Genomic DNA, 16295 nt, shown 5'->3' on the forward strand with positions numbered 1-16295 from the left:
TGACGAGTTTGCGAGCAAAGCGATGATTAAGTGGCCCTGGAAAACGAATGAGGCTGGCCGGGATATGGCGCTGCCGTGGGATGACGCGCTGGCGATCCCTGTTCTGGCGAATCTCCAGCCGGACGAACAGTCAAAACTGGTTCAGCTGGCGGATCGTTTTTTGCAGCAAAAACGCCTGGTTCCTCTGCAGGGCTTCGAGCTGGATCCCCTGAAAAACGCGCGTATCGCCCTGCTTTTCTGCCTGCCGGTGCTTGAACTGGGTATCGAGTGGCTGGACGGCTTCCACGAAGTGCTGATCTACCCGGCGCCCTTCATCGTCGACGATGAGTGGGAGGATGACATCGGCCTGGTACACAACCAGCGGGTGGTACAGTCCGGACAAAGCTGGCAGCAAGGGCCGATTATCCTGAACTGGCTCGACATTCAGGACTCGTTCGACGCGTCAGGCTTTAATCTGATTATTCATGAAGTCGCGCATAAGCTGGATACCCGCAACGGCGACCGCGCCAGCGGCGTTCCGCTGATCCCGCTGCGTGAAGTCGCAGGATGGGAGCACGATCTGCATGCGGCGATGGATAACATCCAGGACGAGATCGATCTCGTGGGCGAAAGTGCCGCCAGCATTGATGCCTACGCGGCGACCGATCCCGCAGAGTGCTTCGCGGTGCTTTCAGAGTACTTCTTCAGCGCCCCCGAACTCTTCGCCCCGCGTTTCCCGGCGCTATGGCAGCGTTTTACCCAGTTTTATCAGCAGGATCCGCTTAAGCGTCTGCGTCAAAATGAGGCGGTCGGCCCTTCCCCTCACCAGGTACATTAATTTTTTTCGACAGGGGTGCGCCCGGTTAACCGTACCCCGATGCTCAGTACGAGAAACAGCACCGCCATTCCCCCTGCCGCCATCGTTAAATACTGCTCACCGAAAAAGCGCGTGACGACGGGCACCAGCAGCGCGCTGATGCCGTAGCCTAACGTATGGCTGGTGGCGATCGCGCCCGCGCCTTTCCCCGTGGTCAGCCGATCGTTCAACAGTAGCTGATAGCCCGGTGTAGCCATCGCCGCGCCGAGCGAGGTGACAGCAATTCCCACGTAGAACAGCGCCAGCCCGGCAATACACATCAACCCAAGTCCTGCCACCATCAATACCGCCGCCATACAGAGCAACGTCAGCGGGCTGAAGTGCTGCGGGCGAACAATCAAAAATTGCGCCGCGAGCGTGGCCAGCGCGGCCAGGCTCAGCAGGAGCGCAACATGGTGGCTGATCTCACGGGCGTTGCCCTCCAGCAAGGGGCTGAGATGCGGCGTGAGGCCAAGCTGCATCAGGCTCACCAGCGCCGCCAGCAGCATCGCCAGCAGCAGGAACGGCAGCATAGAGACCTGCAGACGGGTCGCCTGATGCGCCACCGGCGGCAGCGGAGGGTCGGCCACTTCTCGCAGCACCAGCAGCAGAGCGATAAACGGCGCAATCGCCATGAGCCAGAGCGGTGCCACCGGGTTAATGCTGAGCATCATTGCTGCCAGCGGTGGTCCAAGCAGACGGCCGCAGCTCAGGCCGGAGCTGATGGTGGCCAGCGCCGCCATGCGTTTGTCCAGCCCCGCACGCTGAATAGCCCAGGTCTGGGCGGCAGGCACCATCCCCGACACGGTTAAACCGTAGAGCAGGCGCGAAAAGATCAACCCCGCCAGCCCCCAGGTGCTCTGGAGCAACCCGGCCGCCATTGCCCAGACCACCACGGCCATCACGGCGAAGCTGGCAAGATAGCCGCTGAGCGAGGCCACCATCACGACCTTACAGCCGCGTCGCTCGCTCTGACGCCCCCACCAGGGCGATGCCGGTAAAAAAAGCATGGAGCCGAACATTAACAGCCCGGCCCAGACCGAGAGCGACAGCCCGGTCAGGTTCACCAGCTGCGGGAGCATGACCAGTAAACCGTTCTGCCCGATGCCCAATAAACCTGCACAGAGTGCCAGCGGCCAGTTGGCTTTAGAGGTGACGTTTTCAGTCAGCGTTTCTGAATTAGCGCGCATGAGAATGTGAACATAGTGTCAATAAATGTGTGGAAATTATGAAGTTTATGAAAACAAATATTGCAAAAATGGTTGCGAGTGTAAATAGAATGAATATCATAACGAGAATTATTATCAATCATGGAATGAGGTACATCTATGCGTACTCTGCCCCGCTCCGCCGGTACAGACGTTGCGGCCCAGTGTTTTTTAAACGCCCTGCTGCGCGAAACGACGGACTGGCGCTATCTCCCCGCAGCCGCTGCGGATGAGCTGGCGCATATTCATATCCCGCTTTCTCCCGCTCAGGCCCTGCGGGTTCCGGTACGCTATTTCTCCCCCACCCAGCACCATCAGTACTGTTTCCCGGCAACGCTTATCCAGAGCGATAGCGACTGCGGTGACGCCGTCACATATACCCAACTTGTTGATTTACTTCTTGAAAAACCATCAGTAAAAGGCGTTCTTGATGCCGATACGCTGGCGCGTTTTAAGCAACGCGTGCTGGAAAGTCATGCGCATACCTGGCAGGCGATCGACCTGCGCCACAGCTGGTCCACGCTGCGTGATAAACCGCTGACGTTTGCTGAAGCGGAACAGGCGCTGCTGGTCGGCCACGCATTTCACCCGGCACCGAAGTCGCACGAGCCATTCAACGAAACCGAAGCGCGACGCTATCTGCCTGATTTTGCCTCCCGTTTCCCGCTGCGCTGGTTTGCCGTTGAGAGCACGCGCATTGCCGGTGACAGCCTGAACGTCTCCCTGCGCGAACGTCTGCTGCGCTTCGCCGCCCAGAGCGCGCCTGAGCTGCTCGGCCACTTCACCGACACGCGCTGGCTGTTGCCTATGCACCCATGGCAGGCAGAGCATCTGCTGGGTCAGGCCTGGTGCCAGCGTCTGGTGGAAAACGGTTCATTGCAGGATCTGGGCGAAGCGGGCCCACAGTGGCTGCCCACCAGCTCGTCCCGCTCGCTGTACAGCGAAACCAACAGCGACATGATTAAATTCTCCCTCAGCGTGCGCCTGACCAATTCCGTGCGCACGCTGTCGGTGAAAGAAGTTAAGCGCGGGATGCGCCTGGCGCGCCTGGCGAAAACGGAACGCTGGCAAACGCTTCAGGCACGCTACCCGACGATGCGCGTGATGCAGGAAGACGGCTGGGCGGGGCTGCGTGACGAAAACGGCGTGGTGCAGGAAGAGAGCCTGATGGCCCTGCGCGTCAATCTGCTGTTTGACACGCCGGACACGCAGACCAACGTGCTGGTCAGCCTGACCCAGGCCGCCCCGGATGGCGGTGACAGCCTGCTGGCTGCGGCAGTGCGTCGTCTGAGCCAGCGTCTGGATTTACCCCTCGCTCAGGCCGCACGCTGCTGGCTGGACGCCTATTGCGACCGCGTGTTACTCCCCCTGTTCAGCGCCGAGGCGGACTACGGCCTGGTGCTGCTCGCCCACCAGCAAAATATCCTCGTTGAGATGCAACAGGATTTCCCCGTCGGGCTTATCTACCGTGACTGCCAGGGCAGCGCCTGGACCGAAGGAGCCGACGGGTGGCTGAAAGAGGCGGGTGAAACTGACGTGGAAAACCGCTTCGGTGAGAGCCAGCTGCTGCGCTACTTCCCTTACTACCTGCTGCTGAACTCCACCCTTGCGGTGACTGCCGCCCTTGCCGCCGCCGGTTTCGACAGTGAAGAGCGCCTGATGGCGCGCGTACGTGACGCGCTGGTCGCGCTGCGCCGTACGGCGAAGCAGACCCGCTGCCTTGACTACGTGCTGGACAGCCCGACCTGGAACTGCAAAGGCAACTTCTTCTGTTATCTGCACGATCGCAACGAAAACACCATCGCCGATCCGGCGGTGATCTATTTCGACTTTAGCAACCCGTTCTACAAGGAGAAGGCGTAATGGCCATCGCGAATATCGTCCATTCTGGCTTCGGCTTTCGCTGCACCGCAACGGATACCGCGCTGCCGCTGACGTTAGGTCTCGACGGCAGCGCGGTGCTGGAGCGTCTCGGGGCTATCCCGGCGGGCTGGCTGGTGGAAGCGCTGGATCAGCTGTTTGTCGCCGCACCCGCGCTGACCGGCATTACGCTGCCGTGGGCAACCTGGCAGGATGAACCTCAGGCAAAGGCGCTGTTTAGCCTGGTCCACGGGGATTACCTGGCGCGTGAAACCTTCTGGCAATTGCCGCTCTGGCTGAAAGGCGAACGACCGCAGACGAGCAACGGTATGCAGTTTGATGAGAGCCGTCAGCTGTACTTCCCGCAGCGCCCTCGCCGCCCGCAGGGTGAGGTGTATCGCCGTTACGATCCGCAAATTAAACGCACGCTGAGCTTCCGCGTGGCCGACGTGGCGCTGGATGGCGAACGATTCACGCAATGGATGAACAACCCGCGCGTGAACGCCTTCTGGGAGATGGCCGGCTCGCAGGCCGAACAGGAAAACTACCTGCGCCGTCAGCTTGACTCGACCTACTGCTACCCGGTTATCGGCTGCTTCGACGACCAGCCGTTCGGCTACTTTGAACTCTACTGGGCACCTGAAGACCGCATTGGCCGCCACTACCGCTGGCAGCCGTTCGACCGCGGGCTGCATATGCTGGTGGGCGAAGAGCGCTGGCGCGGCGCGCAGTACATCCGCAGCTGGCTGCGCGGTCTGAGCCACTACCTGTATCTGGATGAACCGCGCACGACGCGCATTGTGGCCGAGCCGCGCTTCGACAACCAACGCCTGTTCCGCCACCTGGCGTCCGCCGGTTTCGACACCGCAAAAGAGTTCGACTTCCCGCACAAGCGCTCGCGCCTGATCGTGAGCGAGCGTCACCGCTTCTTCCATGAGGTGGAACTGTGAACGCGCTCTGGCAGAAAGTAAACCGCGAGATGGTGGCGAAGATCCTCGCCGAACTGGAATACGAACGTACCCTGCGCGCTGAGCCGGTTTCATCGGACGGCTGGCGCATCACCATGGGCATGGAGTCCTGGCAGTTTCGCGCCACGCGCGGGATCTGGGGCTGGCTGCATATCGATCCTGATACCCTGACCACCGCCAGCGGCGCCGCCGTGGAAGCGGAAAGCGCGCTGCTGCAGCTGGCGACCGTGCTGGAGATGAGCGACGCGCAAACGGCGGAGCATATGGAAGATCTTTACGCCACGCTGCGCGGTGATATTCAGCTGCTCCAGGCGCGTGAAGCGCTGGATGCCGACGCACTGATCCACCTCGACCCGGATGAATTACAGTGTCTGATGAGCGGTCATCCTAAGTTTATTTTCAACAAAGGCCGCCGCGGATGGGGGCTGGATGCCCTGCATCAGTACGCGCCTGAGTATCGCGGACGTTTTCGTCTGCACTGGGTTGCCGTTCAGCGTGAACACCTGGTCTGGAGCAGCGACGCCGATTGCGACATTCAGAATCTGCTTGCCAGTACCATGGACAACGCCGAGCACGTCCGGTTTGAGCATCGCTGGCAGGCGCTGGGGCTCGACGAAAGCTGGCTGCCCGTGCCGCTACACCCGTGGCAGTGGCAGCAGAAAATTGCCATTCACTTCCTGGCGCAGCTGGCGCGCGGTGAGATGGTGGAGCTGGGCGAATTTGGCGATGAGTATCTGGCGCAGCAGTCCCTGCGCACGCTCACCAACGCCAGCCGTCGCGCGCCGTTTGACATCAAGCTGCCGCTGACCATCTACAACACCTCCTGCTATCGCGGCATTCCGGGCAAATACATTGCCGCCGGGCCGCTGGCCTCGCGCTGGCTGCAGCAGCAGTTCGCCTCTGACGCCACGCTGATTCGCTGCGGCGCGCAGGTACTGGGTGAACCCGCCGCCGGATATCTGTCGCATCCGGGCTATGCCGCATTACCGAAAGCGCCCTACCGCTATCAGGAGATGCTGGGGGTGATCTGGCGCGAGAATCCGTCCTGTTATTTAGAAGACGGTGAACAGGCGGTGCTGATGGCGGCGCTGATGGAAACCGATAACGCCGGGCGTCCGCTGATCGACGCGTGGATTAAGCGCTCGGGGCTAAGCGCCGACGCCTGGCTTGAAAAGCTGTTCGACGCGACGGTGATCCCGTTCTATCACCTGCTCTGCCGCTACGGCGTGGCGCTGATCGCCCACGGCCAGAACGTGACGCTGGTGATGAAAAACTACGTGCCGCAGCGCATCCTGCTGAAGGATTTCCAGGGTGATATGCGTCTGGTGGACGAAGATTTCCCGCAGGCGCAGAGCCTGCCGGCGCAGGTGAAGGACGTTACGGCACGTCTGAGCGCGGATTACATCATCCACGACCTGCAAACCGGCAACTTTGTAACGGTGCTGCGCTTTATCTCGCGTCTCACCCTGCAATGCGGCGTGAGCGAAATCCGTTTCTATCAAATCCTGGCGGGGGTATTGCGCCGGTATATGGCTGCGCACCCCGAGCTTGCGGAACGTTTCGCGATGTTCGACCTGTTTAAGCCGCAAATTATTCGCGTGATCCTTAACCCGGTCAAACTGACCTTCTCCGAGCATGACGGCGGCAGCCGCATGCTGCCGAACTACGTTACCGACCTTGATAACCCTCTTTTTCTGGCCTCCCGGGAGTCAGCGCAATGAAAACCTATGATTTCATCGGCATTGGTATTGGCCCGTTTAACCTCAGCATCGCCGCCCTGGCCGAAGGGCTGGACGGTTTTAGCTCGCTGTTCCTTGAGCGCAAGCCGCACTTCTCCTGGCACCCGGGGATGATGGTGCCGGACTGCCACATGCAGACCAGCTTCCTGAAGGATCTGGTCAGCGCCGTGGAGCCGACCAACCGCCACAGCTTCCTGAACTACCTGGTGCAGCGTAAAAAGTTCTACCGCTTCCTGACCACCGAACAGCGCACGGTGTCTCGCGAAGAGTTTGCCGATTACCTGTGCTGGGCGGCAGAAAACCTCACCAACCTCGCCTTCAGCCAGCAGGTGCAGCAGGTGAGCTTTGATGAGACAAGCGGTCTGTTTGAGGTCGTGACCCAGCGGGATCGGTTCTTTGCCCGCCACGTCTGCGTGGGGATTGGCAAACAGATTAACCTCCCGGATTGCGTGACGGTGCAGGACGACACCTGTTTCCACGCCAGCGAGATGATGCTGCGCACGCCAAATTTAGCGGGCAAGCGCGTGACCGTCGTCGGTGGCGGCCAGAGCGGTGCCGACCTGTTCTTAAATATCTTCCGCGGGGAATGGGGCCAGCCGCTAAGCCTGAACTGGGTGTCGCGCCGTAACAATTATAACGCGCTGGATGAAGCCGCCTTCGCCAACGAGTACTTCACGCCGGAGTATGTGGACAGCTTCTCCACGCTCGGCGAAGAGGCCCGTCGTCAGATGCTGCACGAGCAGAAGATGACCTCTGACGGCATTACCACCGAGTCCCTGCTGGCAATTTACCGCGCCATGTATCACCGCTTTGAGGTGCTGCGTGAAAAACCGTGGGCGCACCTTTTGCCGTCCCGCTCGGTGACGTCACTGGCGCGTCAGGAAAACGGTCAGCGTCTGAGCATACAGCATCATCTCGACGGCGGTCGCGAACAGCTGGATACCGACGTGGTGATCTTTGCCACCGGTTACCGCGCCGTGCAGCCTGCGTTCCTTGCCCCGCTGTCTCACCGCCTGCATCTGGATACGGACGAAGCCTTCTGCATCAACAACGATTTCACCCTCGAATGGGACGGCCCGCAGAGCAACCGCCTGTTTGCCGTCAATGCCGGGATGCACCGTCTCGGCATTGCTGAACCCCAGCTCAGCCTGATGGCCTGGCGTGCCGCACGCATTCTTAACCGCGCGCATCCTGACGAGCCATTTGAGCTGGCTACCACACCCGGCGTTATCCACTGGCGCACCACCGCCAGCCAGGACAGCAGCCCGGTTTTTAACGCGTTAGAGAAAACGACCGAGTACTGACACACACAATCAGGATCAACATAACAATGAAACGTTCTCATCTTTGGGTTTTAAATCCTTGCTTGCTTGCAATGCTTTCTACCTCTGCGTGGGCGGAAGAACAAAAGGAAGAAAATATCGTGGTCTCCGCCAGCCGTGCACACCGCAGCGTGGCCGAGATGGCGCAGACCACGTGGGTTATTGAACGGTCTGAAATTGAGCAGCAGGTTCAGGGCGGAAAGGAGATTAAAGAAGTCCTGGCGCAGCTGATCCCGGGCATGGACGTCAGCAGCCAGGGGCGTACCAACTACGGTATGAACCTGCGCGGCCGCTCGATGATGGTGATGGTGGACGGCGTGCGCCTGAACTCCTCCCGCAGCGACAGCCGCCAGCTCGACTCCATCGATCCGTTCAACATTGACCGTATCGAAGTGATCTCCGGCGCCACGTCCCTCTACGGCGGCGGCAGCACCGGCGGCCTGGTGAACATCGTCACCAAAAAAGGCCAGCCGGAGACCGAAGTTGAGTTCCAGACCGGAGCAAAAAGCGGCTTTAACAGCCACAACGACCACGATGAGAACGTGTCGGCGGCGGTCAGCGGCGGCAACGACAACGCCTCGGGTCGTCTGTCGGTGTCGTATCAGCGTTACGGCGGCTGGTATGACGGCAACGGCGACGAGGTGATCATTGATAACACCCAGACCGGCTTACAGTATTCCGACCGTATTGATGTGATGGGGACCGGCACCCTCAACATTGATGAACACCAGCAGCTTCAGCTCACGACGCAGTACTATAAGAGCGAGTCCGACGGCAAGCATGGCCTGTACCTCGGGAAAAACTTCTCGGCGGTCACGGGCGATGCGACTGCCTATAACAAAGGTAATCTCGATTCTGACCGTATACCGGGTACCGAGCGTCATCTGATTAACCTGCAATACTCCAATACCGACTTCTGGGGCCAGGATCTGGTTGCGCAGATTTACTATCGTGACGAAATCCTGACCTACTACCCCTTCCCGACCCTGACCAAAGGCGTCGTGAGCAGCATCGGTGCGTCGCAGCAGAAAACCGATTTTTACGGCGGCAAGCTGACGCTGAACAGCAAACCGATGGATGATTTAACCCTGACCTGGGGTGTGGATGCCGACCATGAAACCTTCGATGCCAATCAGCAGTTCTTTGATCTGAGCAAAGCAGCGGCGAGCGGCGGCATGGAGCTTGATAACGCCTATAACGTGGGCCGCTACCCGGGTTACAGCATTACCAACCTCGCCCCGTTCCTGCAGGCCAGCTACGACATTGACGCCATCACCCTGAGCGGCGGCGTGCGCTACCAGTACACCGAAAACAAGGTGGACGATTTTGTGGGTTACGCCCAGCAGCAGGCCATTGCAACCGGGAAAGCCACCTCCGCAGACGCGGTGCCGGGCGGGAAAACCGATTACAATAACTTCCTGTTCAACGCCGGGATCCTCGGTCGTCTGACCGAACAGCAGCAGCTGTGGTTTAACTTCTCCCAGGGCTTTGAAATTCCGGATCTGGCGAAGTACTACGGTTCCGGGACTTATCAGCTCAGCAACGGTCACTATCGCCTGCTGAACAGCGTGAACGTGAACGACTCGACGCTTGACGGCATCAAGGTCAACGCTTACGAGCTGGGCTGGCGCTACACCGGCGATAACCTGCGTACCCAGGTCGCGGCGTACTACTCGCTCTCGGACAAAACGATCACCATCAACAAGACGGACATGACCATCAACCTCGAAGACGACAAGCGTCGTATCTACGGGATTGAAGGCCAGGTGGACTATTTCTTCACCGACAGCGACTGGAGCACGGGCGCGAACTTTAACGCCATTAAGTCTGAAACCCGCGAAAACGGCAAATGGGAGAAGCTGACGGTAGACAGCGCCAGCCCGTCAAAAGCCAGCGCATGGGTCAACTGGGCACCGGGCGACTGGACCCTGCGCGTGCAGAGCTCGCAGACCTTTGACGTGTCAGATGCGGACGGCAAGAAGATCGATGGCTATAACACGGTCGACTTCCTGGGTAGCTACGCCCTGCCGGTGGGTAAAGTGAGCTTCAGCGTGGAAAACGTGCTGGACAAAGACTACACCACCGCCTGGGGTCAGCGCGCGCCGGGGCTGTATAGCCCAACCTACGGTGCACCAGGTCTGTATACCTATAAAGGCCGTGGCCGTACGTTTGGTCTGAACTACTCCGTACTGTTCTGATCCTGTGCGCCGCCTGCGGGCGGCGCAATTTGCTGCGTAATTTCAGCGCGAATTTGCTATAAAATCAGCGATTTGCTGAAATTGTCGGCAAACGAACGAAAAGTACGTTTTCCCCCTTTGACAAGACGAACTGAGGTCGCTACTATGCGCCTCGTTCACACGATTCCTCTGTAGTTCAGTCGGTAGAACGGCGGACTGTTAATCCGTATGTCACTGGTTCGAGTCCAGTCAGAGGAGCCAAATTTGAAAAGCCTGCTTTTAGAGCAGGCTTTTTGCTTTTCTGCATCTCTGATGTTAATTCAGAATCGCATCCAGCCTGGCAAGCACCTTATTTACAACGTCGTCAGGGCATTCTAGCCCCTCCGTAATTTAAGCTACTGCATCTAATATTTCTGATAGAAAATCTGTAAAGTTCGAAAATGAACCAAAGACATTTTCAGTACCTACATTATCTCTAATTTCAAACAGATTTTTTTTACTGTCGTAGGTAAATATAGAAATGCTGTCATTGCCAATAACTATTCTCTCACTTAAATCAGGATTGATGTAATCATCATTATTCCTGTAAAAATCATTCATTACAAACAAGTTTCTTACTAATGGCTCAGGTATGGATAGGCTAAACAAAATCAGCCCATCAAATTCAAATCCATCCATTATTTCTAAGAAAGTAACATAATCAGGCTGATTTACGAATAATAGACAAACTTCATCACCTAGCTTTTCCAGCATTGGGCTTAAGCCAGAAGGTGATTTTCGCTTAGTTATACTCTCCAGGTATTGTTCTGTGATAGGCTCTTCTATTGGATAATTCCAATTGGTCATTTTGCTTTTTAAATCACTCAGAATTTTACTAATATTATTACGCATTTTAATTCCTGATAATTAATTTAGCGGATAAATTGAACCAGTTGGCACAGCCCACGGTGTTACTTTGCTCTCACCTGCTATCATACCTCTTGTTACGGATGATTGCATATTGGTAAGCACTTTATGGAATGGTTCATTTTCAATCAATGACAGGTTATCAAAAGCGTTAGTACCACCATCATCTAACGGTAACTTGTGGTGAACGCTCCAACCGCCAGGAACACCACCTTCTGACATACGCAATAAATCGGACAGATTAAACTTGCTTGCAGCTTCCGGTGTACCGGCTATATCTTTAAGGAAGCTCTTCCTGACAGAAATATTAAACTCGCGTCTTAAAGCTGCTGCTTCAGCAGGATTGCGCTTCATGTAGTTAATTTGCTTAATTTCTAACCCATCAAGCAAATTAGTTTCACCTCTTAACTTTCCTAAGTAACTATTCATCTCTTCATATAGTTTAGCATTAGGTCTTTTAGCTAAAAGTATTGAAGCCGCTGCTATCGCTGAACCTGCTGTTTTTTCATTTAATACCTGGTCATAACCTTGAACAGCGTCACCGCCTAATTGCTCTGCCGTTTTCCTGAATCCTTCAATGTTTCCATTATAAATGCCGCCAGCAGCTAACAAACGTCCTGCTGCTTTACTGTTAATCGTTTTGGCGGCTTGAGCGTGTTGTATAGGAGCATCTGAATAATGAATCTTTTGTGTTGGTGCTGGTTTCCTTCCCTGATAGCTATCTAAGCACTTTCGGTAAGCATCTCTAACTTCCATCTCAAACCATTCATGCCAATGACTCATAAAGCAATCATAGATAAGATCACCTTTCTCATCAAAATAGAATGGATGATTAAAGTAATCCCATTGTTCAGATTCATCTATTCCAATAAACCAGCCAATATCTATATTATGCTGTGTATGATCATAAGCACCGTCATACATACCATTACGTTTGCGGTCATACTTAGTTGAAAAGGGGGTGATAAATCCGCTCTTCCGCTTTGGCATTTGTTGGAGGCCAAAGTGAGAGTAGTTGTCAGAATCAAGATCGTAGTAAATTCTTGCTCTTTCAAAAGCTACTTCTGGCCTCAGTATGTATTGGAAATCTTCCGGGCTAAGCTCTCTTGCTGCATCCCATACCATCATTAATCTGAAATCGTGCATGTAGATCCCTCACAATGTTAAGGGGTTATACTAGCATTGCTCGCTATGCGATCAATTATTTAGATTGTGAATATACGCAAACAATACATTTATTATCTGAACATGTAATGTCGCCACAAGCTGGAAGTAACAATAGTTGGAAAGGCATAATAACTTACTTTCAATTCTTCTCTTATGCGGGTTTAGATATTTTCTTTATTCTGTCGGTGCTATTGGTTTTATCTATTGGGTGCTGAAAAACGTGCTTATCTGCTATGAAAAATGTTCAGGGCAATATTTATCTTCATTTGGAACCAAAAACATGTTTTCTGCCATATAATGCCAGGAGCCTCTCTATGGAAGCTTGCTTGTAGCGCAATGCTGATTGTCATATTTACCTGCGGTCAGAATAGCAATCTATAATGTGAGACATCACATTTAAAAACAGCAACAACATTTGGGGCCTTATTAAGAGCCTCATTTCGATTTTAAAAATTTAATTTATTTTAATTCAATAAGGTATGTGCAAAAACGCATACAGTTAGAGGATCCAAATTTAAAAAGCCTGCTTTTAAAGCAGGCTTTTTGCTTTTCTGTTAGCCGTTACTTTCCACCGCCCCTGTCAACTGACGCCAGGCCGCCACTTCCTCATCCAGCCACTCACTAAAGAGAGCCACCTCCGGTTTCGCTTCCGTTAACTGCGATGTCACCAGCCAGTAAGGCCAGGGATAAGGTGCAGTGAAAGGGGTAAGCTGGACCAGTTCGCCCCGGGTGATGGCATCCTGTACCAGAGAGCGACGTTCCAGCGCGATACCTTTACCGAGTCTGACAGCCTCAAGGACTAAATTTGAGTCGTTAATGCATAACCCGCCGGGCACAATATCTTTTTCCAGTCCCGCATTGAAACACCAGGTTTTCCACGACTCCATGGAGAATATGATTTTACTCTTTGCCACCTCTGCTGGCGTTGCCGGGAGGATGCCGCCGTTATAACCGGGTGCTGCAACCACAATCAGTTCATCTGAAAACAGATAATGGCAGTCGCTTCCTTCCCAGTTACCTTTCCCCATGCGTATCGCCACATCTATCCCTTCCTGCTGCATGCTGGTGATCGTCAGACTGGCCTGGATCCGCAGCGTGATGTGTGGATATTTTTCCCGAAACCGCTCCAGACGCGGCAACAACCAGTGACAACCAAAAGACGGCACCATCGCCAGCGTCAGTTCCAGTATTCTCGGTTTCACCTGCACTAACCGGGTAGCATCTGCGATATGATTCAGCGCTTCGCGCACCTGTAACGCGTAGAGACGCCCCTCTTCGTTGATCTGCACCCCTCGCCCATGACGGATAAACAGCTTCACCCCCACCATTTCCTCCAGCACTTTAATCTGCTGGCTGATGGCGGAATGGGTAACGTGAAGCTCTTTCGCCGCAAGCGTTACGCTGCCAAGGCGAGCCACAGCTTCAAAACTACGCAAACTTGCGATAGGTGGAAAATCCGACATGAAACCACTCCCTCATAGACTGAATCTGATAAACGCTAACCGGCCAATCTGTCAGTAATACTAACTCAGGCCGTAAGATACTGATGATATTCGCCATAACGAATTTATTGTAATGTCTGTTTATCATCTTCAATGAAGCGTTTTTTCACACAGACAGGAAAACTGGAATCATGATAAAGCTGATTGGCATGATGGATTCTCCTTATGTACGCCGCGTGGCGGTCTCCCTGGAACTTTATGGCGTTGCGTTTGAAAGCCAGCCGTTGTCCGTATTCAGCACATTTGAGGAATTTTCCCGGATTAACCCTGCGGTAAAAGCGCCAACGCTGGTTCTGGAGAATGGAACACGTCTGATGGACTCGTCTCTCATACTGAATTATTTTGAGGCTCAGGCCGCGCCTGAACGGAGACTCCTGCCCGTGACGCCGGATGCACTGGCGAACGATCTCCAGACGCTGGGCTTTATCCTCGCCGCCGCGGAGAAAGCTGTGCAAAATGTGTACGAACACAACCTGCGCCCGGCGGAGAAACAACATAATCCGTGGATAGAACGTATCACCGTCCAGCTGCTGGCTGCCTGTCGGGAATGGAACGCGCTACTGGAAGCCCGTCCGGAAAATGCGGTGGCCGATCAGGTTGCTGTCACCAGTACGGTTATCTGGACATTTATTCAGTCAATGATCCCTCACGTCGTTAACGCCGGGGATTTTAAAAAGATTCAGGCGGTTGCCGACGTTTTCGAAAACCAGGCGGCATTTAAAAAATACCCTTTTAGTTAACGCTTCGCTCGGCGTGTTATGGGGCTTTTCAGCCCCTTTTTTTTAGGCAGGAATCGACAGACCCGCGGTGGTGGCATAGCGACCGTTGAAAAAGATGAGCGGTTCACCTTCAGTATGTAACGAATCCACCACCTCACCGATGAATATCCAGTGATCGCCACCGTCTACCTGACGCCACATTTTACATTCAAGATGCGCGAGTGCCCCGTCAATCAAAGGCAGTTTAAAGCCGCTGACCCGGTGGTCTACGCGATGAAATTTGTCGCTCCCCGCGCTGGCAAAAATATCGCTAACCTGATGCTGATGGCCCGACAGGACATTTATCGCAAAGGCGTCCGCCTCCAGAAAATGCTGAGCGTACCAGGATTGCTTGCGCAGGCTCCAGAGCACCAGCGGGGGTTCCAGGGAGACGGTGTTAAAGCTGCTGATGGTTAGCCCATGGAAATTGTTATCTTTATCCATCATGGTCACGACACACACGCCAGTTGCGAATTGACCAAATACATTCCGTAATGTTCGGCTATCAAACTGCGCCATATTATTTCACCTCTGCTAAGCCTGAAGACGCGACCTGCTGCTGCAGCGCGCCGGCAAAAATTGTCAGCCCTTCATCCAGAACGCTGTCTTCAATCGTTAGCGGCATTAAAAAGCGGATAGCATTTGCCTGTTTGCCGCATTTAAGAAGAATAAGCCCCTCACGGGCACAGCTTTTGACTAACCGATCGATAAGCCCGGTCGCCGGCGTTCGCTCTCCATGCTCCAGAGAAAAAAGCTCCAGCGCAATCATGGCGCCAGTCCCGCGTATCTCATAGCCAATCGACAGAGGGCTGACAATGGACACTAAGGCGGAGCGCAGACGTTGACCCAGACGCCGGGCTGCGCCCAGCAGGTCAGTCTCTTCAAAGAGCTTAAGTACCGCCAGCGCCGCCGCGCAGGAAAGCGGGTTGCCTGCCCAGGTTCCACCAAGACCGCCCGGTGCCACCTGGTTGATAAGCGACTCACGGCCCACCACGCCAGACAGCGGAAGCCCGCCGGCAACGGATTTACCGAACACAATTAAATCGGCGTCAACACCGGTTTGTTCCATAGCAAAGAACGTCCCCGTGCGCCCCGCGCCAGACTGAACTTCATCCGCGATTAACACGATGCCTTCCCGGTCACAGAGTTCACGCAGAGCACGCATAAACGCAGGCGGCACGACGTAAAACCCGCCTTCTCCCTGAACGGGCTCAATGACGATGGCGGCCACATCCTGGGGGGCAATGTCGCTCGTTAATATCGTCTTGAGGCCCGCCAGCGCCTGAGCAATATCACGCTCCGTCTCTCCCTGCGGGAAGGGTGCCCGGAAGACCGGGCCGGGCATGATCCCCATCCCCTGGCTGTAGGGCGCAATTTTGCCGTTCATCGCGAGGGTCATAAACGTACGCCCGTGATAGGCACCGCTGAAAACAATCACACCGCTTCGCCGCGTGGCCGCGCGGGCAACCTTAAGCGCGCTTTCCACCGCTTCGGACCCCGTCGTCAGGAGAAAACTCCGTCGGTCAAAATCTCCCGGCATTAAGGCGTTAATACGTTCACACACCGCAATATACGATTCATAAGGGGTGGCGGCAAAACAGCTGTGGGTAAACTGGTGCAGCTGGCGCTCAACGGCCGCGATGACGTTGGGATGAAGATGGCCGGTATTGAGCGCGGCAATGCCGCCGGAAAAATCAATGTAGCGACGGTTGTTGACGTCATACATCACCGCATTTTCCGCTCGTTGAATATAAACCGGATGCATCTGGTTAATACCACGGGCGACGGCACCCTCCCGTCGCTGCAAAAGCTGCTCGACTACAGTATCCATAACGCTCTCCTCAGTGGGCGGT

Annotated in this window: 13 protein-coding genes and 1 tRNA gene; 8 read left to right on the forward strand and 6 right to left on the reverse strand. The window is 55.2% G+C overall.

Annotated elements, in window-relative coordinates; translation table 11 throughout:
• The first annotated feature begins 22 nt into the window (after nt 1-22).
• Nucleotides 23-817: a DgsA anti-repressor MtfA gene (gene mtfA, locus ACOTY9_RS05045; protein ID WP_014884426.1), complete on the forward strand. Its 795-nt coding sequence runs from the start codon at nt 23-25 to the stop codon at nt 815-817.
• Here the strand turns inward: mtfA and ACOTY9_RS05050 are convergent.
• Nucleotides 814-2025 carry an MFS transporter gene (locus ACOTY9_RS05050; RefSeq protein ID WP_045281555.1) on the reverse strand — a complete coding sequence of 404 codons (1212 nt, stop codon included), beginning with the start codon at nt 2023-2025 and terminating at the stop codon, nt 814-816. The genes mtfA and ACOTY9_RS05050 overlap by 4 nt on opposite strands.
• A 138-nt stretch (nt 2026-2163) precedes the next feature.
• Between ACOTY9_RS05050 and ACOTY9_RS05055 the strand changes: the two genes are divergently transcribed.
• From ACOTY9_RS05055 to ACOTY9_RS05080, 6 genes are all read left to right on the forward strand, one after another.
• A complete protein-coding gene (locus ACOTY9_RS05055) occupies nt 2164-3906 on the forward strand; it encodes an IucA/IucC family protein (RefSeq protein ID WP_059372582.1) in 1743 nt (580 codons plus the stop codon).
• The gene (locus ACOTY9_RS05060) at nt 3906-4853 is read left to right on the forward strand and encodes a GNAT family N-acetyltransferase (protein WP_059372585.1); all 948 of its coding nucleotides are present in this window, start codon (nt 3906-3908) and stop codon (nt 4851-4853) included. The genes ACOTY9_RS05055 and ACOTY9_RS05060 overlap by 1 nt, the downstream gene beginning before the upstream one ends.
• Nucleotides 4850-6592, forward strand: coding sequence for an IucA/IucC family protein (iucC, locus tag ACOTY9_RS05065; RefSeq protein ID WP_059372589.1), 1743 nt, complete (start codon nt 4850-4852; stop codon nt 6590-6592). Before ACOTY9_RS05060 ends, iucC begins: the two co-directional genes overlap by 4 nt.
• Nucleotides 6589-7914: a lysine N(6)-hydroxylase/L-ornithine N(5)-oxygenase family protein gene (locus ACOTY9_RS05070; RefSeq protein ID WP_059372591.1), complete on the forward strand. Its 1326-nt coding sequence runs from the start codon at nt 6589-6591 to the stop codon at nt 7912-7914. The genes iucC and ACOTY9_RS05070 overlap by 4 nt, the downstream gene beginning before the upstream one ends.
• Before the next feature lie 26 nt (nt 7915-7940).
• On the forward strand, nt 7941-10130 hold the full coding sequence (locus ACOTY9_RS05075) for a TonB-dependent siderophore receptor (protein ID WP_348565398.1): 2190 nt from the start codon (nt 7941-7943) through the stop codon (nt 10128-10130).
• 164 nt (nt 10131-10294) lie between these two features.
• Nucleotides 10295-10370 (forward strand) — tRNA-Asn (locus ACOTY9_RS05080).
• Between the two features lie 129 nt (nt 10371-10499).
• Here the strand turns inward: ACOTY9_RS05080 and ACOTY9_RS05085 are convergent.
• From ACOTY9_RS05085 to ACOTY9_RS05095, 3 genes are all read right to left on the reverse strand, one after another.
• Nucleotides 10500-11000, reverse strand: coding sequence for a YrhA family protein (locus ACOTY9_RS05085; protein ID WP_283255502.1), 501 nt, complete (start codon nt 10998-11000; stop codon nt 10500-10502).
• A 15-nt stretch (nt 11001-11015) separates the two neighbouring features.
• Nucleotides 11016-12161: an HNH endonuclease signature motif containing protein gene (locus ACOTY9_RS05090; protein ID WP_248196911.1), complete on the reverse strand. Its 1146-nt coding sequence runs from the start codon at nt 12159-12161 to the stop codon at nt 11016-11018.
• Nucleotides 12162-12736: 575 nt separating this feature from the next.
• Entirely contained in the window at nt 12737-13645 is a 909-nt protein-coding gene (locus tag ACOTY9_RS05095) for a LysR substrate-binding domain-containing protein (protein ID WP_014884433.1), read from the reverse strand.
• 170 nt (nt 13646-13815) lie between these two features.
• On the opposite strand from ACOTY9_RS05095, the gene ACOTY9_RS05100 reads away from it, so the two are divergent.
• The gene (locus tag ACOTY9_RS05100; protein ID WP_014884434.1) at nt 13816-14424 is read left to right on the forward strand and encodes a glutathione S-transferase family protein; all 609 of its coding nucleotides are present in this window, start codon (nt 13816-13818) and stop codon (nt 14422-14424) included.
• A gap of 42 nt (nt 14425-14466) precedes the next feature.
• Here ACOTY9_RS05100 and ACOTY9_RS05105 read toward each other — a convergent pair whose 3' ends face one another.
• Both ACOTY9_RS05105 and ACOTY9_RS05110 read right to left on the reverse strand, forming a co-directional pair.
• Nucleotides 14467-14961: a flavin reductase family protein gene (locus tag ACOTY9_RS05105; protein ID WP_023337497.1), complete on the reverse strand. Its 495-nt coding sequence runs from the start codon at nt 14959-14961 to the stop codon at nt 14467-14469.
• A gap of 1 nt (nt 14962) precedes the next feature.
• Nucleotides 14963-16273 carry an aminotransferase class III-fold pyridoxal phosphate-dependent enzyme gene (locus tag ACOTY9_RS05110; protein ID WP_023338514.1) on the reverse strand — a complete coding sequence of 437 codons (1311 nt, stop codon included), beginning with the start codon at nt 16271-16273 and terminating at the stop codon, nt 14963-14965.
• Between the last annotated feature and the right edge of the window lie 22 nt (nt 16274-16295).

The sequence above is a fragment of the Enterobacter cloacae complex sp. SHL012 genome, assembly GCF_049237505.1.
GTDB lineage: Bacteria > Pseudomonadota > Gammaproteobacteria > Enterobacterales > Enterobacteriaceae > Enterobacter > Enterobacter kobei.

Coding starts and splice junctions, on each gene's coding strand:
- ACOTY9_RS05075 (WP_348565398.1), top strand. CDS start 7,941: ATGAAACGTTCTCATCTTTGGGTTTTAAATCCTTGCTTGCTTGCAATG.
- ACOTY9_RS05100 (WP_014884434.1), top strand. CDS start 13,816: ATGATAAAGCTGATTGGCATGATGGATTCTCCTTATGTACGCCGCGTG.
- ACOTY9_RS05055 (WP_059372582.1), top strand. CDS start 2,164: ATGCGTACTCTGCCCCGCTCCGCCGGTACAGACGTTGCGGCCCAGTGT.
- ACOTY9_RS05105 (WP_023337497.1), bottom strand. CDS start 14,961: ATGGCGCAGTTTGATAGCCGAACATTACGGAATGTATTTGGTCAATTC.
- ACOTY9_RS05110 (WP_023338514.1), bottom strand. CDS start 16,273: ATGGATACTGTAGTCGAGCAGCTTTTGCAGCGACGGGAGGGTGCCGTC.
- ACOTY9_RS05090 (WP_248196911.1), bottom strand. CDS start 12,161: ATGCACGATTTCAGATTAATGATGGTATGGGATGCAGCAAGAGAGCTT.
- ACOTY9_RS05050 (WP_045281555.1), bottom strand. CDS start 2,025: ATGCGCGCTAATTCAGAAACGCTGACTGAAAACGTCACCTCTAAAGCC.
- ACOTY9_RS05085 (WP_283255502.1), bottom strand. CDS start 11,000: ATGCGTAATAATATTAGTAAAATTCTGAGTGATTTAAAAAGCAAAATG.
- mtfA (WP_014884426.1), top strand. CDS start 23: ATGATTAAGTGGCCCTGGAAAACGAATGAGGCTGGCCGGGATATGGCG.
- ACOTY9_RS05095 (WP_014884433.1), bottom strand. CDS start 13,645: ATGTCGGATTTTCCACCTATCGCAAGTTTGCGTAGTTTTGAAGCTGTG.
- ACOTY9_RS05070 (WP_059372591.1), top strand. CDS start 6,589: ATGAAAACCTATGATTTCATCGGCATTGGTATTGGCCCGTTTAACCTC.
- ACOTY9_RS05060 (WP_059372585.1), top strand. CDS start 3,906: ATGGCCATCGCGAATATCGTCCATTCTGGCTTCGGCTTTCGCTGCACC.